This is a genomic window from Streptomyces sp. SID486 (genome assembly GCF_009865385.1).
GTDB lineage: Bacteria > Actinomycetota > Actinomycetes > Streptomycetales > Streptomycetaceae > Streptomyces.
Window position 1 is genome coordinate 1 of the sequence record NZ_WWJT01000519.1, and the last position, 22,858, is coordinate 22,858.

The window sequence follows — 22,858 nt, forward strand, 5'->3', positions numbered from 1 at the left end:
GGGCGGCCCGCGCCACGGGCCACGGTGGCTCGTGGTGCGGGCCGGGCGCGGAGCCACGCCCGGCGGCGGAGGCCCGGGCGCGGGTGCCTCCCCCTTACCGGGCGGGCGCCGGTGTGTAGCCCGCGGGCCGGCTGGTGAAGGTGCCCCGGCCCTGCGTGCGTCCCCGCAACCGGGTCGCGTAGCCGAAGAGTTCGGCCAGCGGCACCGTGGCAGTCAGCACGGCCGCGCCGCCGCGGCTCTGCGAGCCTCCGACACGGCCGCGCCGGGCCGCCAGGTCACCGAGGACCCCGCCGACCGCCTCCTCCGGTACGGTCACCGTCACCTCGGCGACCGGTTCCAGCAGCACCGTCGGGCACGCCCGCAGTGCCTCACGCAGGCCCAGCCGGCCGGCGGTGCGGAAGGCCGTGTCGGAGGAGTCCTTCACATGCGTGGAACCGTCGGTGAGCGTGACCCGCACCCCGATCACCGGGTGCCCGGCCAGGGGCCCCTCGGCCAGGGCGTCCCGGCAGCCGGCCTCCACCGCGCGCACGTACTCCTGCGGCACCCGCCCGCCGGTCACGGCGGACCGGAACTCGAAGCCGGTGACACCCGGTTCGGGCCCCAGCGGCTCCACATCCAGGACGACGTGCGCGAACTGCCCGGCCCCGCCGTCCTGTTTGACGTGCCGGTACACGAAGCCGCGCACCGCGCCGGTGACGGTCTCGCGGCGGGCCACCCGGGGACGGCCCACGGTGACCTCGGGGCCGCCGTCACGGCGCACCTTCTCCACCGCGACCTCCAGGTGCAGTTCACCCATCCCGGACAGCACCGTCTGGCCGGTCTCGCCGTCGGTGCGCACCACCAGCGAGGGGTCCTCCTCCGCCAGCCGGGCGAGGGCCGCCGCGAGCCGGCCGGTGTCCGTGCCGCGCCGCGCCTCGACCGCGACGGACACCACCGGTTCGGCGGTCACGGGCGGCTCCAGCAGCAGCGGGGCGCCGGGGTCGCACAGGGTGGCGCCGGTCCGGGCCGACTTCACGCCGACGAGCGCGACGATGTCACCCGCACGGGCCCGGTCCAGCTGGACGTGCCGGTCCGCCATGACCCGCAGGATCCGCGCCACCCGCTCGGTGCGGCCGCTGCCGGGGTCCCGCACGGCGTCCCCCTTCTCGATCGTGCCCGAGTAGACGCGCACGTGGGCCAGGCGCCCGGTGGGGCTCGCGCTCACCTTGAACACGAGCCCCGCGAAGGGCGCTTCGGGGTCGGCGGGACGCCGCTCCTCGGCACCCCCGTGGACACCGCGCACGGCGGGTACGTCCAGCGGCGACGGCAGGTAGGACACCACCGCGTCCAGCAACGGCTCGACGCCGCGGTTGCGGTAGGCGGAGCCGCACAGCACGACCACGCCGTCCCCGCCGCGGGTGAGGTCGCGCAGGGCCGCGGTGAGGGTCTCGGCGGAGAGGGCCTCGCGGTCGCAGAACTCCTCCAGCGCCGCCGGGTGCCGTTCGGCGACCGCCTCCTCCAGCGCACGCCGCCGCCGCAGGGCCTCCGCCCGCAGCTCCTCGGGCACCTCGCCGGCCACGGCGGTGCCTTCCCCGTCGTGCCACACCAGGGACCGCATCCGCACCAGGTCCACGACCCCGGTGAAACCGTCCTCCGTGCCGATCGGCAACTGGACGACGAGCGGGGCGGGGTGGAGCCGGTCGCGGATCGAGGCGACGGCCCGGTCGAGGTCGGCGCCCGCGCGGTCGAGCTTGTTCACGAAGGCGATTCTCGGGACGCCGTACCGGTCGGCCTGCCGCCACACCGACTCGCTCTGCGGCTCGACCCCGGCGACGGCGTCGAACACGGCGACCGCCCCGTCCAGGACACGCAGCGAGCGCTCGACCTCGTCGGCGAAGTCGACGTGCCCGGGGGTGTCGATGAGGTTGACGCGGTGGCCGTCCCACGCGCAGCTGACCGCCGCGGCGAAGATGGTGATGCCGCGGTCGCGTTCCTGCGGGTCGAAGTCGGTGACGGTGGTGCCGTCGTGCACCTCGCCCCGCTTGTGGGTGGTGCCCGTCGCGTACAGGATCCGTTCGGTGACGGTGGTCTTGCCGGCGTCGACGTGGGCGAGGATGCCGAAGTTGCGGACGGCGGCGAGGGTGTCGATGCGGTTGCGCACGGCCCGGTGCCTTTCGGGAGGTCTACCTGGAAAAGGGCAGCGCGATTCCCGTGTACGGCTCGGGCGGACGGTACGGCGGCGGCCTGGCGGGTGCCGGGCGGCGGCCGGGGTCAGCGGGGCGTCACGGGCATCCGGTACCGGCCGCGCAGCGGGCACCGGACGGCCGAGGACACCAGGATCACCTCGGTCCGTGCGGGGGGAACGACGACGACGGTGCGGTCACGCACGGCCCTGCTCCCCTCGGTGTGAACGGCTGACGAAGCGCGCCGCCACGGTGTGGGTGCGGCGCGCGGTGCGGGTCGAGTCTAGGAAGCGGACGGCGGACGGCGCACCGGAATTTCTCCCACGCGCACGCACCGCACCGCCGACCGCCGACCACTGGTCCTGGTCGCCGTTCACCGTTCGCCGGTCCCCGGCCCCCGTTCCCCCCTCGCCGTTCGCCGTTCGCCGGTCCCCGTTCCCTCAGGCTCTGTCCGGTATCCGCGTCAGGGTGCGGATCGGGTGGGTGATCAGCAGGGCGGCGGCGGTGAGGAGGGCGACCACGATGCCGACCTCCAGCACCCGGTCGGTGCCGAACGCCCCCACGGCCGGACCGGCCAGCGCGCTGCCGACCGGGAACATGCCGACGGAGCCCGCGACCTCGTAGGCGTGGACCCGGTTGAGCACCTCACCCGGCACCTGTGTCTGCACGCTGGTGGCCCACATGACGCCCCAGAAGGTGATGCCGACGCCGACCGCGACCTGGGCGGCGGCCAGCAGCCAGACCGGCCAGTCGAGGACGATGCCCAGCGGGTAGAGCGGGTAGGCCAGCATCGCCACCGCCCCGGCGGCGAGCGGCCGCACGGGCTTGAACCGCAGCGCCAGTACCCCGCCCGCCACGGTGCCCGCGCCGAACGCGCAGTTGAGCAGGCCGAACGCGGTGGCGCCGTGCTCCGGCACGACCACCCCGGCGGCGACCGACAGCTGCGGCCCCCAGGAGAGCACGGCGAAGAACATCCAGATCACGATCACGCCCCACAGCCAGCTGCGGCCCCGGAACTCGTGCCAGCCGACCACCAGGTTGTGCCACAGGCTCTCCCCGGCCGGCGGAGCGGGCACCGCGCCGAGCCGCAGCGCGAACAGGCAGAACGCGCTGGTGCCGTAGGCGAGGGCGGAGATCACCATCACCCAGCCGGTGGCGGACGCCCCGACCAGCACACCCGCCAGCGCCGGGCCGCCGAGCGCGGTGAGCGCCTCGGAGATGCGGAGCACGCCGTTGGCTCCCTGCACGTCCCGGGCCACCAGCGGGACGGTCGACGAGGCGCCCGGCTGGAACATGGCGTTGGCGACACCGGCCACCACCAGCAGGCCGTACAGCTGCCACAGATGGTCGATGCCGTGCAGGAAGAGGAAGGCCAGCAGCACGTGGGTGGTGAGGTTGGCCAGATCGGAGGCGATCATCATCCGGCGGGCGGTGAACCGGTCGGCGAGCACCCCGCCGAACAGCACCAGTCCGGCGAAGGGGCCCACCAGGAAGGCCATGGCGTATCCCGCCGTGCTCACGCCGTACCCGGCGCTGAGCAGTCCGGCGGCGACCGCGACCGGCAGCATGGCCCAGCCGAGCAGGCCCGCACTGCGGGCGGTGAAGTAGTACTGGAAGTTGCGGGACCAGATCGCCGGTTCTCCGGCCGAGGGCGCCTCGGCGGGCCGGGCCGGGTCGGGTGGGAGCGTCACCGCCGGGGTGTGGTCTGCCGAGCGTTCCTTCATGACTATTCCATGCTCCAGCCGTGGATCGTGATCTGCTTGGTCGGATGGCTGCCCGCCGTGGACGGCGGGAGGCGCGGTCGCGGTGACGGTGCGGGGCGGTGCGGGACCGGGGTGAGGCGCGGGCCGGTGCGGGACCGGGGTGAGGCGCGGGGCGGTGCGGGACCGGGGTGAGGCCCCGGGCGGGCCGGCGGGTGCGGGCCGGTGGCGAGCCCGTTCAGTGCGGCTCGGCGGCCGGCCGGCGGCCGGTCCCGGTCCCGGTCCGGTCGGCCGACGCGGACAGCTCCCCCACGGTCACCGGTTCCAGGCCGCGTTCGAGAAGTCCTTCGATGATGGACGGCAGGGCCCGTACGGTCTGGCCGCGATCACCGGCGCCCTCGTGCAGCAGCACCACCGAGCCGGGCCCGGCGGCCTCCAGGACGGTCGCGGCGATCCGCTCCGGACCCGGCCGGGCCCAGTCGCGGGAGTCCACGTCCCACAGTGTCATCGTGGTCGGATGCCCTTCGAGGGTCGCCAGCACCCCCGGGGTCAGCGCGCCGTAGGGCGGCCGGAACCAGACCGGGGCCTCGCCCGTCACCCGCGCCACCGCGTCCCCCGTGCGGTCGAGCTGCTCGCGCAGTTCCTCCGGGGTCAGGTCGGGCAGGAAGGGGTGGGACCAGGAGTGATTGCCGATCTCGTGGCCGGCCGCGACGATCCGGCGCACCTCGTCGGGCAGCGCCGCGACGTGGTGACCGACGCAGAAGAAGGTCGCCCGGACGCCGTAGCGGTCCAGGGTCCGCAGAATCTGCCGGGTGTGCACCGGATCGGGGCCGTCGTCGAAGGTGAGCGCGATCTGTGGCGTGTCCCGGCGGCCGTGCTCGAAGCAGCGTCCGGCCGCAGTCAGCGCCGCCTGGATCGGCTCGCTGCGCCGCACGCCGTCGAAGTACTCGTCGGCCCGGCCGGTCAGCGTGCCCCCTTCCGCGGTCACCCGGGCCAGCGCGCCGGGTGTGTTCCGGGCCTGCTCGGCCAGTTGGTGGGCGGGGACGGACCCGAACCGCGGCCGGGGCGGCAGCAGCCAGGGATCGGCCCGGTAGACCTCCAGGCCGGCCGCCGTCATCGGCCCGTCGAGCAGACCGTTGGTACTGTCGAACACCGCGGCCAGCGGATGCTCCCGCCCCAACTCCCGCAGCCAGGCGATGAGTTCGGCGACCCGGTCGGCGCCCCAGCCGCGCGGCTCGGTCACCCGGCGCCCCGCGCCGTCGAGGACCTCGACCCGGTAACCCGTCCCGGTCCAGGCGATGCCGGCGTACCGCGTGGTCATCTGTCCCCCCTGGCGATCGCCTCGGCCACGACCAGTTGCTCGACCCCGCGCAGGAACCGCTCCATCCCCGCGCGGTCGAGCACCGCGGGGTCGGCGGTCATGCAGAGTTCCAGGGCGCCCGGCGCGGTCAGCACGTCCACCGCCACCGAGACGTTCGCACGCGGCAGGAACTCCACCGGCCAGCTCAGTTCGGTCCGGCCCGCCAGCTCGCCCAGCGCGGCCGCCGGGCGCTCGACGGTCGCGAACGGCCCCACGCCCGGGTCCCGGGTGTCGTTCCACCAGCAGGAGTGGTCGGCCGCCTCGCCTCGCTCGACCAGCCGCCTCACCTCCCGGTCCAGCGCCCACTTGTCGTACCCCGCGTGGCGGAACGCGGTGAAGGCGACGGAGCGGGTCCGCCGGACCGCGTCCTCGAAGTCCTTGTCCGCGTCGGTGAGGAGGAAGACGGCCTCCTGCGCCATCGTGCTGACCGACTCGGCGGCGGCCGGCTGGAAGCGGTTGCTCACGACCACCTGGAACAGGACGTCACTGCTGCCGGACATCCTGGCCAGTTGGTGGGAGGCCGCCCCCAGCAGGACCGCGGCGTCGCTCACCCCCAGGTCCGCCGCCACCTGCTCGACGGCGACGGCCAGCGCGGGCGAGCGCAGCAGCGCGTTGGGGAACAGCCGGTCCGGCGCGTTCACGGCGAGTTCCGGCGCCGCGGGGTCCAGGAAGATCCGCCGCGGGCCGGCGGCCAGCCGCTCGCACCAGTAACGCCGGGCCGCCTCGTCCCGGCGCCGGCCGACCGGCGACGTCTGGAGCTGCGCGGCCTCCAGCGGCTGGAGGGCGGGGCGGGTCCGCAGCAGCGACTCGGCCGACTCCCCCGACGAGATCAGCTGGAGGTCGCGGAGCATACGCCCCTCTCCCCAGAGGTCCATCGCGGTGTGCGACGCCGCGAGGACCAGCCGGTGGACCAGTCCCTCGCACTCCACGAGGCCGACCCGGAACGGCCATTCCCGCGCGTGGTCGAAGGGGCGTCCCGCCAGTTCCTCCATCAGCTCCGGGCCGACCGTCGGTGCCTTGTCGGCGGAGCACGTCCGGACCTCCACCGGCAGCTCGCCGGCCCCGTCCACGACCTGTTCCAGACCGTCCTCGCCGACCGGCAGGAGCCTGGTGCGCAGGCTGTCGTGCATCCGGAGCAGCTCCGTGAGGTCCGCGAGTACGCGGGAGGCGGGGCGGGGCGGGGTGAGGGGGAGGTCGAGCCGCAGGTTGTACCTGGGGGCGTCGTCGCCGAGCCGCGTGACGACCCCCCAGATCGCCCGCTGCCCCCAGGTGGCCGGGCCGGTCCCGGCCCGCGCGGAGTCCAGCTTCATGGTCCGCTCCTCGACCGTGGTCATCGTGTTCCGAACCTTCCCTTCGATTGCGTCGTACGCCGTCTGCCCGGGCCGGACCTGCCGCAAGGGCTAGTCCAGGCCCTGCGAGATGACCAGGCGTTGGATCTGGTTGGTGCCTTCCACGATCTGCAGCAGCTTGGCCTCGCGCATCCAGCGCTCCACCGGGTGGTCGGAGACGTATCCGGCCCCGCCGAGCACCTGCACCGCGTCGGTGGTCACCTTCATCGCCACGTCGGTGGCGAACAGCTTCGCCTTCGCCGCCTCCAGCGAGTAGGGCCGGCCGGCGTCCTTCAGGCGGGCGGCCGCCAGGGTGAGCGCCCGGGCGGCGGCGATCTGCGTGGCCATGTCGGCCAGCAGGAACCCGACGCCCTGGAACGAGATGATCCGCTGCCCGAACTGGCGGCGTTCCTTGGCGTAGCGCACGGCGTAGTCGGCGGCGGCCTGGGCGATGCCGACGGCGCACGCGGCGATGCCCAGCCGGCCGCAGTCCAGTGCGCCCATCGCGATCAGGAAGCCCTTGCCCTCGCGGCCGATCAGCCGCCCGGCCGGCACCCGGACGCCGTCGAAGCCGACCTGGGCGGTGGGGTTGGACCAGACGCCCAGCTTCCGCTCCGGCTCGTGCACCACCATGCCCGGTGTGCCGCCGGGGACGACGAGGCAGGACAGTCCCCGGGCACCGGGGCCGCCGGTGCGGCTGAAGACGTTGTAGAAGTCCGCGTGGCCGGCGTGGGTGACCCAGGACTTGGTGCCCGTGATGCGGTAGCCGTCGTCCTCCCGCACCGCCCGGGTGGTGAGCGAGGCCGCGTCCGAACCGGCCTCCGCCTCGGACAGGCAGTAGGCGCCGAGGAGTTCTCCGCTGAGCATGCCGGGCAGCAGTTCCTCGCGCTGGGCCGGGGTGCCGTACGTGGCGGTGCCGAAGCAGGCCAGGTTGTGCACGTTGACCGCCTCGGCGACCCCGAACCAGTGGTAGGCGATCTCCTCCAGCGCCTGGAGGTAGACCTCGTAGGGCTGTCCGCCCCCGCCGTACTCCTCGGGGTACGGCAGGCTCAGCAGTCCGGCCTTGCCCAGGGTGCGCAACGTCTCCCGGGGGAACTCGTGGGCCGCCTCGAACGCGGCGACGGCCGGGGCGAGTTCTCCGGCCGCCAGGTCCCGGACCAGGCCGAGCAGGTCGGCCGCCTCCTCCGTGGGCAGGATGCGCTGGACCTTCATCGGGCGGCCTCCGATCGCGCCCAGTCGGCGGTGTCCGGCCAGTGCCGGACCACCCGGCGGACGGCGTAGTCCCAGTACGAGCGGACTGAGAGGTCGGCGTAGATGAAGTCCTGCTTGGCGGCCACGTCCTGCTCGGTGGACCAGGTGTACGGAACACCGGTGCTCTCGGCGGTCAGTTGCAGGCGGCAGGCCCGTTCCAGCACCTGGGCGAAGACGGACGCGTGCCGCACGCTCTTGCCGACGATCACCCCGCCGTGGTTGCGCAGCAGCACGGCCGGGTGATCGTCGAGGTCCTTGGCGATGTGTTCGCCGGTCTCGATGTCGAGGACCGTGTTGCTGGTCTGCGTGAACAGGCCGATCCGGTCGCGGAAGTAGGCGCCGTCGTGCGAGACCGGGCGCATCGCCAGGTCGGTGGCACCGAACAGCAGGGTGTACGGCGCGTGGCTGTGGACGATGCCGTTGACGTCCGGGCGGGCCCGGTAGATGGCCTGGTGCAGCGGCAGTTCCGGCGGCGCCAGCGATGGTGCGGGCAGCGTGTGGTCCACGGGGCAGCGGACCACGTCCGCCGGGGCGGCCTCGTCGAAACCGACCAGGGCGCCCTTGATGAAGAACTCGTCCCGGCCCGGTATCCGGGCGGAGATCTGGCCCTGGTTGAAGTCGTCGTGCCCGTCGAGGGAGAGCATCCGGGCGCCGTACGCCACCTGGAGGACCAGCCGGCGTTCGGCGGGATCCAGCGGCTGCGGTTCCTCGGTGGTCATCGCGTGCTCCTAGCTGTCAGGTCGTCGTAGACGGTCCGCATGGTGACCACGCCCGGCTGCGCGGCGCGGGCCCAGTCGGCGGCGGCCAGCGCACCCCACGCCGGCACCGTCCAGCTGCCGACGTGGTGCCGTACGTGGAGTGACTCGCCGTCCCAGGTGTGGGTCAGCTCGTGTTCGCTCACGGGCAGTCCGGCCCGCTCGTCGGCGATGTCGGCCACCGTCCGGCCACTGGCCGCGGCCCAGGTGTCGGCCAGCGCCAGCGCGGTGGCGCTCGGCCGGTGCGCCTTGCCCAGCGGGTGCCGCTCCCGGACGGTGGTGGTCGCGGCGAACCGGCCGGTGGTGAGGGCGGCGGTGAACTCGGCGATGCGCGTCTGGAGGTAGTGGGCGAAGGACAGGTTGGTGGCGCGTACCACCGGCACGGCGCCGGCCAGCTCCTCCAGTGCCTTCCACTGGGTGTCCGTCAGGTTGGAGACGCAGGCGACGAGGGCCACCCGGTGAGTGGCGCAGTAGTCGAGGACTTGGGGATGCGCCTCGGGTGCGCTGGCGTCGACGAGCACGTCGGGTACGGCGTCGACGGACCAGCCTGTCCGGCGGGACGCGGTGAGGGTGACGTCCGTGCCGTCGTCCCGGCACACCGACCGCAGCGCCGAGCCCAGCCGCCCGAGGCCGACGATCCCGATCGTGGGGCCGCCGTTCCCCGGTCTCTCAGGCATCGGCGCCGATTCCGCCGGCGAGCACCAGGGCCGTGACGGAATCGATGGTCTCGTAGTGCTCGATGGCGGCCTCGGGGTCGAGGTAGACACCGACCTCGTTCTCGATGCTGTCGATCAGGCGCATGTAGGAGAGTGAGGAGTAACCGACGTCGCGCAGGGAGTAGTTGGCGGCGGCGAAGTCGGCGGCGGTGACGCTGCCGTCCCCGGCCGCGATGGCGAGGTCGAGGATCTTGCTGCGAAGGGCGCTGCTGTCCATGGGATGTTCCTGTGTCTCGAAGGGGTTCAGTGGGCCTGGGGGGCGTCGAGCAGGCGTCGCAGGCGTTCGATGGACGGCTTGCCGATCGAGTTCGCCGGTATCCGGTCCACCAGGCGGAGGATGCCGGGCACCTTGAACGGGGCGAGGGTGGCCGCGCAGTGCGCGCGCAGGTCCTGTGCCCCCACCCCGGGTTCGACGGCGACGACGGCGGCCAGGGCCGGTTCCCCGTGCTGGTTCTCCGCCTCGAACGCCACCGCGTCCAGCACGCCGGGCGCCGTGCGCAGCACGTCGACGATCTCGATCGGGTCGATCTTGCGCCCGCCCACGTTGACCAGCCGGCTCGTGCGCCCGGTCAGGTGGAGCGTGCCGTCGTGCAGCCGGCCCTGGTCACCTGTGTGGTAATAGCCCTCGCCGTCGACCCGTTTCTCGAACAGGCCGGGGGCGTTGAGGTACCGCGACCCCATCGACTCGCTCCTGACCCGGATGCCCTGCTCCTCCGCGAGCAGGTGCACACCGGGCAGCGGAGCGCCGAGTCCGCTGCCGGTCCCGTCGGTGGCGTAGGTGAGCGGACCGGTCTCGGCGACCCCGTAGTAGTTGTGGATCGGCACCCCGGTGAGCCGGGTGAACTCCTCGCGCACGCTCTCCCGGAGCGGCGCTCCGGAGGAGATCGCGGTCCGGACGGTGGCGAAGCCTTCCTCCGGGGAGCGCCGCACGATCGACTCGTACAGTGCCGGGAACGCCACCAGGCGGGTCGCGGCGGTGTTCTCCAGGAGCCGCACGACCCGGGAGGCGGTGGGCAGACCGTGCGACAGGTGCAGCGAGGCACCCGGCAGGAACGCCGCCAGCAACGAGGTGTTGAAGGCGAGGCCGTTGGAGAGCGCGGCGAAACAGGCGATGCGGTCCTCGGCCGTCAGGCCGGTGCCCCGCACCCAGTTGGCCGCCGCCGCGGCCACGGCCGCGCCGGAGAACTCGATGCAGTTGGGGCGGCCGGTGGAGCCGGACGTGAAGCGGCACACTTCGGTGTCGTCCAGCAGCCGCGGACGGGAGGTGTCGTAGGAGCGGACCCGGCTGACCGTGAGGTAGCCGAACTCGCCGTCGTCCGTGAGCGTCTCGTCCGTGACCGCCCGGACGTCGGCGCTCGGGGCGTGGATCAGCAGGTCCAGTCCGCAGTCCTCGGCGATCCGGGAGAGTTCGAACGGGCCGAAGGCGGAGTCGGCCAGGAAGGGCACCGCGCCGGCGAACAGCGTCGCGAGGTAACCGACGACGTACTCGACGGAGTTGGTGGCGTAGAGGCCCACGCGCATGGGCTCACCCCGCACGTCGTACCGGCTGAGCCGGTGCGCCGCGGCGCGGGCCCGGTCGGCGAGTTCGGCGTAGCCGAGGGAACCGTCGGCGTCGGTGACCGCGACGCGGTCGCCGTGGCGGGCGAGCACGTCGCCGAAGGCGTCGGGAAGGACAGGGGGCATCGGGTTCACCGCTCGTTCTGGGCGTGCGCCATGGCAAGCCGGTCGAACTTGATGCCCGAGTCGTCCGGGCAGCCGAGCAGCAGGGCGTAGAGGATCTCGTCGTCCTCCGGCAGTCCCGCCAGCGTGCGCCACAGCGGTGTGTCGAAACCGCCGATGGCGGTCACCCCGACCGTCGCGCGGTTCGCGCCCAGGTAGAGCAGCTGCCCCAGGGCGCCGCAGCGGAAGGCGAGTTCCCGCAGGCTCTCGGCGCCGGCTGCCGAGCCGGCCCCGGCCAGCGAGGTGCGCGGCACGTGCAGCAGCAGGACGGCGGCGGCCCCGGCGAGGGCGCGCTGCTGCATGCAGGCGCGGGCCACCTCGTCGGTGGTGGGCAGCCGTCCCGGTTGCCGCTCGCCGGTGCGCAGCCGGTACACCGCGTCCTGCGCGGGCTCCGTCGTCGACCGCAGGACCAGGGTCGCCGACAGCGGCGAGGATTCGGGCAGGTCGGTCGCCAGCGGCGTCGCCAGGGCCGAGACCGCCTGCCAGACGGCGTCGGCGGAGACGGGGTCGCCCGTGAACGCCTTGCTGGAGGACCGCGTCCCGATCAGTTCCGGCCAGCCGGACGGGTCCCCCAGGCCGTGGTGGCCGGCGGGCGGCTGCCGGTCGGTGCGGATCCGCGCGAGCGGTGCGGGTGCGGCCGCGGGGTCCGGCGGCCCGGAGTGCTGGGGCCATCCGGTCAGGGAGTCCCAGCAGGTGCTCTCCAACCACGATCGCCAGCCGGGCCCGCGCCGCTCGGGGTCGGTGTCGTCGTGCACGGTCCAGCGGGTCCAGGACTCGTCGGTGGGACCGGCCGGTACGAGAATTGCGGAGTGAATCTCGCGGCAGTTTTCTCCCGCCTCCAGTAATTCGGAGAATGATTCCCTCGGAAAGCGCAGCCGTAGCACCCCCGCCGTGCCACGGCCGGCCGCGGCCAGCATGAGATTACCCGCCGCGTGTCCCGCGTCGAGTTGAGTGTAGAGATAACCTCGGTCACCATATTTGCGCATGGAAAGCCAAGGGCGGGTGAGGGTGACGATCAGTGCGCCGCCGCCCTCGGGAACGGCCAGTACGGACGCGTCGAGCGCGGCACCGACCGCGGCTCCGGCGGCGAGCCGCGCGCAGGTGCGGCGGTCGGCGTCGACGCGGTAGGCCGTCGGCACTCCGTCCTCCAGCGCGAGGACGGCGAACTCGTACGGGTACACGGCTCCGGCCGACGGTACCGCCCGCGCCGCGTACGAGCCGCAGGAGCGGTTGGCGCGACTGGTCAGTACGCCTTCTTCCAGCAGGGACAGGGCCAGCCGCAGGCCGGGGGCGACGACGGGGCCGGCGGGCGGCTCGGGTGCCGCGGCCGGCAGGGCCACCCGGGCCCACAGGTCGGCGACGCGGTCCGGGGACTCGTGCCCGGACCAGGCGACCGGTACGGATCTTTGCGTGGTGAGATTTCCTTGCACGTCTGACGCAAACCTCCTGCTGCCTGAGGATCCACGTCATGCGCACGAGGGCGACGATGACCTCTGTGCGGATGTGGACCTGATGCACCGACGTGGGGGGATGCCATTCGCTGTCGCAACGATCAGCCGACCGGACTTCCGATTGTCCGGCATTCGAGACCGGGATCGGACTCGGATCGCGAGACGAGCGCTTTGTGCTCATGACGCCAAGACATACGCAACCGATGGAATGCTGCACAGGATGAGAACACTTGATCGGTTACGACTTCGTCAGCATGCCAAGTGGCCGAGTATTGGTCAAGACCAATGAAACAAGGCTGTTTAATAAATGCCAACCAACCAAGCGAAGGCGACAAATCGGTCAGGAGCTCCGCAGGAAAAAGAGAAAGACCCCTGCTGAACAGGGGTCTTCACCGGTGTCCGAGGGGGAGCGTGAACTCTCCACTCGGGCCCAGCCTGTCGGAGCGTCCGCCGGTGGGTCATCGGATGCGAGGGCTGGTGGATCGGGTGTGCCGGCGGTGGGTGTGGCTGGCCCGTCGGATCAGGCTGCGGACGGTGACGATGGCGGTGGCCAGGGCGATGATGAACTCGACGCAGCTCCGGCGGCGCTCGGTGTAGGTTCTGCCGGGTGGAGATCGGGGAGTTGATCGGGGCGGGGCGGACGGCGGATGTGTTCGCCCTCGACGAGGACCGGGTCGTGCGGCGCTACCGCGACGGTGAGGACGCCACCGGTGAGGCGGTCCTGATGGCGTACCTGGCCGAGCACGGGTATCCGGTGCCGGCGGTGTGGCCGGGGGCGGCGGCCGGGGAGTTGGTGATGCAGCGGCTGTCGGGGCCGACGATGCGTGAGGCACTGGTCGCGGGCACGCTCAGCGGCGAGCAGGCGGGCGAGTTGCTGGCCGATCTGCTGCTGCGACTGCACGCCGTCCCGCCCCGGTCCGGGACCGACCCCGCCCACCGCATCGTCCACCTCGACCTGCACCCGGAGAACGTCTTCCTCACCCCCGACGGCCCCATGGTGATCGACTGGGCCACCGCCCAAGAGGGACCGCCCGGCCTGGACACCGCGATGGCCGCGCTGATCCTCGCGCAGGCGGCACTCACCATGCCGGCCGCCGCCGGGATCGCCCGGGCCGTCCTCCCCGCCCTGGTGCGGCGACTCGGCGGCACCGACGGCATGCTGCTGGCTGAGGCCCGGGCCCGGCGGGCCGCCAATCCGACCCTCACCCAGGAGGAGACGGCAGCCCTCGACGAGGCGGTCGCCCTGATCCTGTCGGCAGGAGCCGACGCGGTGTCCTCCCGACTCCGATGACTTACGCGTGCCTTCCCGCCGGCGCCGGCGTGGCACAGGCTCCGGCAAGCGCCTCAGGACCTGAAGCGTGCTCCATCCCCTTGACCTCTCCCCCGGCGTGGGCGGCGGCCGCGATCAGTCGAAAGTCGATGGCCCGGGGCGCCGGACAGCGCGACACTCTCGGGTATGCGTGATCGTTCAGAGGTGTCCGCCGACTTGTGCCTGCGCCGTTGGTCGTCCCAGGACGCTCAAGCGGTGTCGGACGCGTTCGCAGATCCGGAGATGAGACGGCAGTCCGGTGAACCGGTCACGTCGATGGATGCAGCTCGGCGCTGGCTCGCGGCGCAAGCTGATCAGTGGGCATCAGGGGCCGCCTTTGCCTTTGCCGTGGTCGACGGTACGGGCACCGTGTTGGGCAACGCGGCTGTCAGCGCAGTGAATCAGCGGCATAAGACCGGTTGGGTCTCGTACTGGACCACAGCCCCTGCTCGGGGCCGTGGCGTGGCGTCACGGGCCTGCCAGACGCTGGCCCGCTGGTCCTTCGACGAACTCGGACTGTTCCGACTGGAACTGGGTCACCGGGTGAACAACCCGGCGTCCTGTCGGGTTGCCCTGGCCGCAGGATTCACCACGGAGGGTGTCGAGCGCCAGAAGCTGGAGTACGACGGGGTGCGCTACGACGTCGAGCGCCACGCGAGGCTGGCCACCGACGAAGAGGTGACGTGACCCTGGTCTGACCTGGGGATTCGCTGAACTGTTGGTCACGCCACAGCCTTGGAAAGCAAAAAACCCCTGATGGACAGGGGTCTTCACTGGTGTCCGAGGGGGGACTTGAACTCTCCACTCGGGCACCAGCCTATAGGCGTTCTGAGCTGCGGGGATGCCTGTCGTGGCAGGGGGTTGACAGTCCTGCTCCTCCTGTCTTTTCCTGCTACTTCAGGCCGCCTCAAGACGCTGCTGGGCACCCGTTGGTCACGTGCCCGACCTGGCCAGGACGGGCGATTTCGCCCGCCCGATCATGCCTTTTCGATGGCCTCGAAGATGTCGGCGTCGGTCTCCTGCTGCCACTTCGGCAGGTCGGGCCAGTCGGCCACGTAGCCGGGCTTGGGGTCCTCGAAGTGCTTGAACATCTGGGCGGTCCAGCACGTTGCGACGAACCGGCTCTTCTGCTCGCGGGACAGCCTCGATGCGTGTCCACCGCTGATCTCGATGAACTGCCGGACCTGGTCGTAGACCGAGCCTGCCGCCTCACGCTCCCACTGCGGGGTGTCGTCCCAAGGCGTCACATACCCGGCCTTCGGCTCCCCCGGGAAGTGCTGGTGTACTCCCGCGATCCAGGCTTCCCGGAACACTCGTGCACCTTCGGTCTGCGACATGCCAACCCCTCTCGTCATGGCGTGCTGAACGCGGCGATCTCCGCCCCCAGCTCCGCTACGCGGTGGTCCCTGCTCAGGGGGCCGAACTCGTCGCACAGGGTCTGGAGTCTACGGGCGACGTATCCGGAGGATGAGGCTTGGGCCAGGAGGAGGGCTTCCCGGCCGTACGCGACGACGTGTTCGGGGTCTCGCCGCTTGGCGCCGATGGCGGCGAGGTCGGTCAGGACGGCACCGCGCCGTCGGTAGGACTGTCCGGAGGCAAGGGCGGTCTGCTCCAGTGCCCGTCTCAGCGCTTCCTCCGCCAGGTCGAGCCGTCCGAGCTGGACGTAGCGGGCTCCCCGTTCCTCGGCCAGCCGCGTCCCGTCGAACCGCAGCCACCCGCCGTTGGTGCTGCCCGCGCTCAGGTCCGTGACGTGCTCCGCCTGGTCCAAGGCGCGCTCGCATGCGGGCATGTCGCCCAGGCCGGCGTACGCCTCTGCCTGGACGGAGGCGACCCAGTGCCGCGTGGCGAGGTTGCTGTCACCTCGCCCGGCCAGCCGCTCAGCGGCTCCCAGGACCTCGGCCGCCTGCTGGTAGCGGTGCTCCGACATGTCCACGTAGGCGTGCCGGACGAGTGCGCACGCCCACAGGTCGTAGGCTCCGGCGCCCCTGCTGACGGATGCGGCGAGGGCATAGGAGGCGGCCGCGTCGGTGTACCGGTTCGTGTCGAAGGCAACCTCCCCGGCCAGTTGGAAGAGGTCGGCTGCCGCGCTCAGGAGCGGGCGGGAGTTGCCTCGGGTGTCGGCCGCGAGGGCTTCGTTCAGGGTGGTCAGTTGGTCGCGGACGATGGGGTAGACGGACCCCTTGGACCGGGCCAGTTGGTAGATCTGCCAGAGGTGGCTGTTCATCCGCGCGAAGTCCCCGGGTGCGCCCCTGAGGACCCCGTCAGAGAGGGCTTCCGCCTCGTCCAGCGGCAAGGCGGTCAGCGCCCCGCTGACGGTGAGGATGCGGAGGAATTCGCGGCGGATCACTTCGTCTGGGTCTCCCACACTCGGGTGGTCACTGGGCTGTTGGCATCTGGTCGTCCGGCTTACGGCTCGTGGCTGTGTCAGAAGGGCGTCCAGCTCTTGAAGGCTCACTTCGAGGGTGGCTGCCAAGCCTGGCCGCTGAGGCGGCTGCGGTGCGATCTTGCCGCTCTCCCAGCGTCCGACCGTTGTGCGGTCCACGCCAAGTAACTCGGCCAATTTCTCCTGACTGTAACCCAGGGTCTTGCGCCGCTCCGCCAGTCCCATGAAGCCCCTCTTCCCGTGGCCTGAACCTACGGCGTTCCCGTGCACGGATGTGCATCAAGAGTGCCGCATTGATGCCGTGGAGGGCTCGGACTCCCCGCGCTTTCCTTGGTCTTGTCGCAAACGGGCACGGGGGCAAACCAGCGGAAGGGTGCGGACATGGCAACGGAGAAATCCTCGGCGGCTCGGCCGTGTTCCTGGCCGGAGCCCTTGCGGCACGGTAGCTGCCTCGAAGGCTGCTGCCCTCCCGTTCCTCCCGCCGGACTCCCGGCGGGTGTCTCCGAGTAGAGAGGTAGGTCCGATGGTGGAAGAGAGCACCGGTTCGGCGGCCCCCGAGGGGGGTGGCCTGCTCGTCGCGAAGCGGAAGATCGTCGCAGCGCGCACCCGCGGCGAGCAGGAGTCCGACGTCAGTAGCGGCCGTTCCGACGGCAACGACTAACGGGGCTGCCCACGATGCTTGATGCAGCCTCGTGGGCGGGGCGTCTGGGCGGGGACACGTTCCTCGCCCAGACGTACCACCGCTCCTACGCGCACTTTCCCGGCACCGCCGACACGGCGGGCCTGTTCTCCTGGGACGACCTCAACCGGATCATCGCCACACAGCGACTGGAGCCGCCCCGGCTGCGCCTGTCGGTCGACGGCGAGATGGTCCCCCTTCACCGCTACGCGATCCCGACCACGAACCGCCGGGCGGTCACCTGGTCGCGCATCCAGCCGGCCGACTTCCATGCCCAGCTCAAAGACGGCGCGTCGCTGGTCCTCGATGCGGTCGAGAAGATCCACGCGGCGGTGGGTGCGGCCGCCGAAGGTCTTGAACGGTTCCTCGGCACGTCCGTGCAGGCCAACGCATACGCGTCCTGGACCGATCGTGAGGGATTCGGTCTGCACTGGGACGACCACGATGTTGTGGTGGTGCAGGTTCACGGCTCGAAACGGTGGCGCTTGTACGGCTCCACCCGTGAGGCTCCCACCTTCCGGGACGTGGAGTCCCCGGAGAGGCCCGAGGGCGACCCGGTGGCGGACATCGTGCTCGGCCCCGCCGATGTGCTCTACCTGCCGCGCGGCTGGTGGCACGCGGTCACAGCCGACCAGGGGACGGAGTCGCTGCACCTGACGTTCGGCATGGTCCCGCACACGGGCGCGGACCTCATGCTCTGGGTCGTGGATCAGCTCCGGTCGTCCCTCGCACTGCGGAGGGACATCCCGCGGTTCGCCTCCCTGCCGGAACAGTCCGACTTCATCGAGGCCGTACGCGGTGAGGTGCTGGACATGATGGCGGACCCCCGGTTGACGGAGCGGTGGGCGGAGTCCATCGACACGACCGACCTGGGGCATGCGATTCCCTCGCTGCCCTACGTGGACGGGCTGCCCGCACGTCCGGAGATCACGGTCAAGCTCACCGCCCCCCGGGGCCGCCTGACGGCGAACCCCGCCCACAGCACGGTCACGTTCTCGGCGGCCGGTACCGCCTGGGACTTCGCCGAGTCCGCCGCGCCCGTCCTCGGCACGCTGCTGACCGGTCAGCCGACCACGCTCGGCGAGATGGCCGACTCCGCCGGGCTGGGGATCAAGGACGTGGCCGAGCTGGTCTCCACCCTCATCGAGGGCCATGCCGTCGCGGTCGTGGGGACCGCGCTGTGACCGCCGCTCTCTCCCTGGGGACATACCGCGTGCGTGCCGTCATTCAGGCGGCACGCACCGCCCTGGCTGCCGGTAGCCCCTGGGTGGACACAGCGCCCAATTACGCTCACGGTCGGGCACATGAGGAGCTGCGCCCGGTTCTCGGGGAGTACCCGAGCGTGCGGGTAGCTACGAAGGCGGGGTACTTCACGGAGGAGCAAGGCCGTACCGCCCTGGCTGACGGCGTGCTCACCTGGGAAGAGATGGCCAGTCGGCACAGCCTTGAACCGGTTTTCGTTCGCTGGCAGACGGAGCGTTCGTTGGCCGCACTCGGCCGCGCGGACCTGGTGTTCGTGCACAACCCCGAGCACCACGGGAACGGTCTTGACCGTGCCACTCTGCACTGGCGTGTGCGGGAAGCCTTCACGGTGCTGGAGGAGTTCGCCCATGCGGGCAGGATCGGCGGGTACGGCGTCGCCACGTGGACGGGCCTGACCTCCGAAGCGTTCACGGTTCCCGAGTTGCTCGCGCTCGCCCGACAGGCGGCGGGCTCCGCTGAGCACCACTGCACGGGGTTGCAGATGCCCGTCAGTCTGATCATTGATGACTTGATCAGGCAGGCACTCGACGGCGGCGGACCGCTGGTGCAGGCGAAGGACGCGGGGCTGATCACGTTCGGCTCCGCTCCTCTGCACGGTGGCGAACTGCTGGAGGCCATGACACCCGAACTGGTGAACTTCATCCGCCCCGGCCTGTCGGCCGCAGCCGCTGCCCTGCTGGCTGCCGGATCGTGCCCCGGCCTCGATGTCGTGCTGACTTCCGCGAGCACCCGCGAACACTGGGACGATGTGGCGAAGGCTCTGACTGCGCCCCTGACGGCCGAGGAACTGAGGAGGGTGACCGATGAACTCGCCGCCGAGTAACGACGTACAGACCTTGATGCAGGCTGCCCACGACAGGGCGGCGAAGGCACTGGGCCTCGCCTGCAAGGGCCCACTGGCCTGGGGGTTCCAAGGTGTCACCCTCGGACGGCAGGCAGGGGACCGGTGGCTACGGGTAAGCCGGACGGCCAGGAGAAACGCAGGCAGGAAGCCGGGAGAGGGCATTGTGGGGGCCTCCCTGCTGGTGCCTGATGCCGTCCCGCGCCCGCGCCTGTACGAGGTGCACGACTGGACTGACGGCGAGTGGGCCTTCGAGGCCGAAGTTCTCGACCACGTGACGCACCCCGCCGTGTCCCCGGAGCGGGCCGACCTGCACCACGACCCCCACTTGCCTGACGAATGGTGGGCCGGCCTGCGCCGAGCCCTGGCCCTCCTTGCTGAGGCGGAAGGACTGAAGGCCACTGTCCGGGACGGGTGGATCGAACGCGCCTTCCCCCAGTTCCTCGGCATCCCGGCCCCTGCCGAGGTGGAGCGGGTGACCGGTCACGGTGACCTGCACTGGGGCAATCTCACGACCATGCCCCTGACCCTGCTGGACTGGGAGCGGTGGGGCCTGGTCCCCTACGGCTACGACGCGGGTCTTCTCCATGCCAACAGCCTGCTCGTGCCCGACGTGGCGGAGCGCATCCGGCTGGAGTTCGCTTCGGTCCTGGACACCCCAGCCGGCCGAGTCGGAGAACTCGCGGCCCTGGCGGAGATGCTGCAAGCGGTAGCCCGTGGCTGGTATCCCGACTTGGCCCCGTGCCTTCTCGCTCGGGCGGAGTCACTCACCGGCGTTCGGCCACCGGTCGCGGTGAACTCGGAGGTCAGCGCCTGACAGGCCCGCACATGACTGCGGCCCCCGACGTGCTGCCGGGGGCCTGCCTGTGTCCATGCGCGCCTGTCTCAGGCGCTCTCTCCCAGGTGGCGGTACGGCACGACCGATTCCCAGGGCCTTAGCGATGGACATGACACTCTCTCCCTCGCGGTGCCGGGCGCGGGCCACGGCCAGCTTGTCGTCGTCCGCGACGGTCGGACGCCCACCGACGTTGCCCTTGCGGGCCGACTCGGCCTGTCTTCCCTGGTCTGACCTGGGGATTCGCTGAGCTGTTGGTCACGCCACAGCCCGGGAACGCAAAAGACCCCAGCCGCAGCTGGGGTCCTGCTGGTGTCCGAGGGGGGACTTGAACCCCCACGCCCGATAAAGGGCACTAGCACCTCAAGCTAGCGCGTCTGCCATTCCGCCACCCGGACCAGGTGTCTGCCGCCTTGCGCGGGGTGTTCCCCGCGGCGACATGGACAACAATACCAAGGTTTCGGAGTGCGTTTCACCTGCGTATCCGTCGTACGGATGGCGAGAACCCGCGCACTCACCGTGAGTGTCAGGGCATGACCGGACGACCCGGCCCCGACCCCTCTCACCCTGAACGCCGTCGAAGCCGCGGAGCCGCTGCACCCCGTGCCCCGGCGGGAGCCACCGGCCGAGCGGAGCACCGGCGGGAGCGCCGCCGGCCGAGCGCCCGGCAGGCCCGCGGAGCGCCTCAGGGGCAGCGTACGACCTGTCCGGCGTACGACAGGTTGCCGCCGAAGCCGAAGAGCAGCACGGGGTCGCCCGTGCTGAGCGCCCCCTGTTCGACCAGCTTGGAGAAGGCGAGCGGGATGCTCGCGGCCGAGGTGTTGCCGGACTCGGCCACGTCGCGGGCGATCACCGCGTTGACGGCGCCGAGCTTCTCGGCCAGCGGCTCGATGATCCGCAGGTTGGCCTGGTGCAGCACGACCCCGGCGAGGCCCTCGGGTGCCACCCCCGCCTTCTCGCAGGCCCCACGGGCGATGGCCGGCAGCCGCGTGGTGGCCCAGCGGTAGACGCTCTGCCCCTCCTGCGCGAACCGCGGCGGGGTGCCCTCGATCCGCACCGCGTGCCCCATCTCGGGCACCGATCCCCACAGCACGGGCCCGATGCCGGGCTCCTCCTGCGGGCGGCACGCCTCGACCACGGCGGCCCCGGCCCCGTCGCCGACGAGGACACAGGTGCTGCGGTCGGTCCAGTCGGTGACCTCGGACATCTTGTCGGCCCCGATGACCAGCGCGCGGGTGGCCGCGCCGGCCCGCAGGGCGTGGTCGGCCGTCGCCAGCGCGTGGGTGAACCCGGCGCAGACCACGTTGACGTCCATCGCGGCGGGCCGCGGGATGCCGAGCCGGGCCGCGACCCGGGCGGCGGTGTTCGGGGAGCGGTCGATGGCGGTGGAGGTGGCGACGAGGACCAGGTCGATGTCACCGGGGGTGAGACCGGCCGCGGCGAGGGCCTTGGCCGCCGCGTGCGCGGCCAGCTCGTCGACGGGTTCGTCGGGGCCGGCGATGTGCCGGGTCCGGATGCCCACCCGGCTGCGGATCCACTCGTCGCTGGTGTCGACCATGCCCGCCAGGTCGTCGTTGGTCAGCACCCGGGCGGGCTGGTAGTGACCGATGGCGGCGATGCGCGAGCCGTTCATGCCGGGAGTCCCGTCGTTGGCGTGGAGAGCGGACCCACCAGTCTGGTCAGTGACCGGCGGGTACGTCGGCAGGTGAAGCCACAGGATTCACGCGCCGTCGTTGTCGGCTCCGGTCAGACCTCGGACGTCCGGGCACCGGGCCCCGCCGTCCCGGACCTGGTCGCGTCGAGCGGTGCCGCATGAGGGACCGCCCTGGTGCCATGAGGGACTCCCCTGGTGCCATGAGGAACCGCCCTGGTGCGCCGCCACGGGTGAGCCGCGAGCCGGCCACCACGGGTGAGCCGCGGCCCGCCCGCCACGGGTGGGCTGCGGCCGCGCGCTCCATGTGCAGGACAATAAGGAGGCGGGGCCACCTCGCCGCACGGCGGCCCGGTGACCCACGGCACTCTCCGCATCAAGGGCCGTTGCGGCCGCCAGCACGTACAGAACCGGGGCTGATCAGAACATGGGACGAGTCACGGAACGACGCAAGGTCCTGCGCATCCGGGACGGTGCGGTCTCCAGCCGGCCGGACACGCTCGTCGCCGAGGAACCCCTGGAGATCCGGCTGAACGGCAGGCCGCTGGCGATCACCATGCGCACCCCCGGCGACGACTTCGCCCTGGCCGCCGGCTTCCTGGTGAGCGAGGGGGTGCTCGCCGCCGCGTCCGACCTGCGCAACATCGTCTACTGCGCGGGGGCCACCGCGGACGGCTCGAACACCTACAACGTGGTCGACGTGCAGACCGCGCCGGGCGTCGCCCTGCCGGACTTCACCCTGGAGCGGAACGTCTACACCTCCTCCTCGTGCGGCCTGTGCGGCAAGGCCAGCCTGGACGCCGTACGGACGACCGCGCGCTGGCCGATCACCGACACTCCCCCGCTGCGGGTCACCCCCGGGCTGCTGTCGGACCTCCCCCTCCGGCTGCGCGCGGCCCAGCGGGTGTTCGACCGGACCGGCGGCCTGCACGCGGCGGCCCTGTTCAGTGAGGACGGGGAGCTGCTGGACACCCGGGAGGACGTGGGCCGGCACAACGCGGTCGACAAGCTGGTCGGGCGGGCGCTGCAGGACGACGCCCTGCCGCTGTCCCGGACGATCCTCATGGTCTCCGGCCGGGCCTCCTTCGAACTGGCCCAGAAGGCGGTCATGGCGGGCATACCGCTGCTCGCGGCCGTGTCGGCGCCTTCGTCGCTGGCGGTGGACCTGGCGGCGGAGACCGGTCTGACCCTGGTGGGCTTCCTGCGGGGCAGCTCGATGAACGTGTACGCGGGCGAGCACCGGATCGCCCTGCCGGAGGCAGCCGCCCAGGACTGAGACGGTCGCCCCCCAGAGCTGAGACAGTCGGCCGTCCCAGGACTGAGACGGTTCGACCGCCCCAGACCCGCTCCCGCCCCGGCCGGTCCGCCCGCTGCGCCGCGGCACCCCGCCCCAGCCCGCTCCCGCCCCGGCCGGTCCGCCCGCTGCGCCGCGGCACCCCGCCCCAGCCCCGCTCC

General features: G+C 72.0%; 21 protein-coding genes, 1 tRNA gene and 1 pseudogene. 8 read left to right on the plus strand and 15 right to left on the minus strand.

All coding sequences use genetic code 11. The annotated features are described in order from the left end of the window. Nucleotides 1-94 precede the first annotated feature (94 nt). The 10 genes from fusA to GT045_RS23920 all read right to left on the minus strand — a co-directional run bounded on the left by fusA (nt 95) and on the right by GT045_RS23920 (nt 12,421). Complete coding sequence (gene fusA / locus GT045_RS23875) at nt 95-2,140, minus strand: elongation factor G (protein ID WP_161335389.1); 2,046 nt, start codon at nt 2,138-2,140, stop codon at nt 95-97. Nucleotides 2,141-2,602: 462 nt separating this feature from the next. Beyond that, nucleotides 2,603-3,886, minus strand: coding sequence for an MFS transporter (locus tag GT045_RS23880; protein WP_161335390.1), 1,284 nt, complete (start codon nt 3,884-3,886; stop codon nt 2,603-2,605). Between the two features lie 214 nt (nt 3,887-4,100). Further along, entirely contained in the window at nt 4,101-5,183 is a 1,083-nt protein-coding gene (locus tag GT045_RS23885) for a polysaccharide deacetylase family protein (RefSeq protein ID WP_161291767.1), read from the minus strand. Then, the gene (locus GT045_RS23890) at nt 5,180-6,556 is read right to left on the minus strand and encodes a condensation domain-containing protein (protein ID WP_161335391.1); all 1,377 of its coding nucleotides are present in this window, start codon (nt 6,554-6,556) and stop codon (nt 5,180-5,182) included. The genes GT045_RS23885 and GT045_RS23890 overlap by 4 nt, the downstream gene beginning before the upstream one ends. A gap of 66 nt (nt 6,557-6,622) precedes the next feature. Continuing rightward, entirely contained in the window at nt 6,623-7,762 is a 1,140-nt protein-coding gene (locus GT045_RS23895; RefSeq protein WP_161335392.1) for an acyl-CoA dehydrogenase family protein, read from the minus strand. Continuing rightward, nucleotides 7,759-8,520 carry a class II aldolase/adducin family protein gene (locus tag GT045_RS23900; protein ID WP_161335393.1) on the minus strand — a complete coding sequence of 254 codons (762 nt, stop codon included), beginning with the start codon at nt 8,518-8,520 and terminating at the stop codon, nt 7,759-7,761. Before GT045_RS23900 ends, GT045_RS23895 begins: the two co-directional genes overlap by 4 nt. After that, entirely contained in the window at nt 8,517-9,233 is a 717-nt protein-coding gene (locus GT045_RS23905; protein ID WP_161291759.1) for a dihydrodipicolinate reductase C-terminal domain-containing protein, read from the minus strand. The genes GT045_RS23900 and GT045_RS23905 overlap by 4 nt, the downstream gene beginning before the upstream one ends. Then, nucleotides 9,226-9,489: a phosphopantetheine-binding protein gene (locus GT045_RS23910; RefSeq protein WP_161291757.1), complete on the minus strand. Its 264-nt coding sequence runs from the start codon at nt 9,487-9,489 to the stop codon at nt 9,226-9,228. Before GT045_RS23910 ends, GT045_RS23905 begins: the two co-directional genes overlap by 8 nt. Before the next feature lie 26 nt (nt 9,490-9,515). Further along, nucleotides 9,516-10,955: a class I adenylate-forming enzyme family protein gene (locus tag GT045_RS23915; RefSeq protein ID WP_161335394.1), complete on the minus strand. Its 1,440-nt coding sequence runs from the start codon at nt 10,953-10,955 to the stop codon at nt 9,516-9,518. A 5-nt stretch (nt 10,956-10,960) separates the two neighbouring features. After that, nucleotides 10,961-12,421, minus strand: coding sequence for a nitroreductase family protein (locus tag GT045_RS23920; RefSeq protein WP_161335395.1), 1,461 nt, complete (start codon nt 12,419-12,421; stop codon nt 10,961-10,963). A 628-nt stretch (nt 12,422-13,049) separates the two neighbouring features. Between GT045_RS23920 and GT045_RS23925 the strand changes: the two genes are divergently transcribed. Continuing rightward, the gene (locus GT045_RS23925; RefSeq protein WP_161335396.1) at nt 13,050-13,733 is read left to right on the plus strand and encodes a phosphotransferase; all 684 of its coding nucleotides are present in this window, start codon (nt 13,050-13,052) and stop codon (nt 13,731-13,733) included. 165 nt (nt 13,734-13,898) lie between these two features. Further along, complete coding sequence (locus GT045_RS23930; protein ID WP_161335397.1) at nt 13,899-14,438, plus strand: GNAT family protein; 540 nt, start codon at nt 13,899-13,901, stop codon at nt 14,436-14,438. Nucleotides 14,439-14,728: 290 nt separating this feature from the next. Here GT045_RS23930 and GT045_RS23935 read toward each other — a convergent pair whose 3' ends face one another. Further along, the gene (locus GT045_RS23935) at nt 14,729-15,088 is read right to left on the minus strand and encodes a hypothetical protein (protein ID WP_161290195.1); all 360 of its coding nucleotides are present in this window, start codon (nt 15,086-15,088) and stop codon (nt 14,729-14,731) included. A 14-nt stretch (nt 15,089-15,102) separates the two neighbouring features. Beyond that, a complete protein-coding gene (locus GT045_RS23940) occupies nt 15,103-16,359 on the minus strand; it encodes a helix-turn-helix transcriptional regulator (protein ID WP_161335398.1) in 1,257 nt (418 codons plus the stop codon). Between the two features lie 298 nt (nt 16,360-16,657). Here GT045_RS23940 and GT045_RS39055 point away from each other — a divergent pair, with 298 nt between their 5' ends. The 4 genes from GT045_RS39055 (at nt 16,658) to GT045_RS23955 (ending at nt 19,734) form a co-directional block, all read left to right on the plus strand. After that, nucleotides 16,658-16,795 carry a hypothetical protein gene (locus GT045_RS39055; protein ID WP_202528870.1) on the plus strand — a complete coding sequence of 46 codons (138 nt, stop codon included), beginning with the start codon at nt 16,658-16,660 and terminating at the stop codon, nt 16,793-16,795. A gap of 14 nt (nt 16,796-16,809) precedes the next feature. Then, nucleotides 16,810-17,997, plus strand: coding sequence for a cupin domain-containing protein (locus GT045_RS23945; protein ID WP_161335399.1), 1,188 nt, complete (start codon nt 16,810-16,812; stop codon nt 17,995-17,997). Continuing rightward, entirely contained in the window at nt 17,994-18,899 is a 906-nt protein-coding gene (locus GT045_RS23950; RefSeq protein ID WP_161335400.1) for an aldo/keto reductase, read from the plus strand. The genes GT045_RS23945 and GT045_RS23950 overlap by 4 nt, the downstream gene beginning before the upstream one ends. Before the next feature lie 184 nt (nt 18,900-19,083). Further along, nucleotides 19,084-19,734, plus strand: coding sequence for a hypothetical protein (locus tag GT045_RS23955; RefSeq protein WP_237538824.1), 651 nt, complete (start codon nt 19,084-19,086; stop codon nt 19,732-19,734). Here GT045_RS23955 and GT045_RS40745 read toward each other — a convergent pair. From GT045_RS40745 to GT045_RS23965, 3 genes are all read right to left on the minus strand, one after another. Next, complete coding sequence (locus tag GT045_RS40745; RefSeq protein ID WP_345942736.1) at nt 19,681-19,902, minus strand: hypothetical protein; 222 nt, start codon at nt 19,900-19,902, stop codon at nt 19,681-19,683. The genes GT045_RS23955 and GT045_RS40745 overlap by 54 nt on opposite strands. A 160-nt stretch (nt 19,903-20,062) precedes the next feature. Then, nucleotides 20,063-20,150 (minus strand) — tRNA-Leu (locus GT045_RS23960). Nucleotides 20,151-20,437: 287 nt separating this feature from the next. Further along, nucleotides 20,438-21,385, minus strand: a complete 948-nt coding sequence (locus GT045_RS23965) for a beta-ketoacyl-ACP synthase III (RefSeq protein WP_161290199.1) — start codon at nt 21,383-21,385, stop codon at nt 20,438-20,440. 301 nt (nt 21,386-21,686) lie between these two features. Between GT045_RS23965 and GT045_RS39955 the strand changes: the two are divergent. Then, nucleotides 21,687-21,823: pseudogene (locus GT045_RS39955) on the plus strand (Fe-S-binding domain-containing protein); the annotation flags it as partial. Nucleotides 21,824-21,830: 7 nt separating this feature from the next. After that, nucleotides 21,831-22,679, plus strand: coding sequence for a formate dehydrogenase accessory sulfurtransferase FdhD (fdhD, locus tag GT045_RS23970; RefSeq protein ID WP_161335402.1), 849 nt, complete (start codon nt 21,831-21,833; stop codon nt 22,677-22,679). Nucleotides 22,680-22,858: the final 179 nt, after the last annotated feature.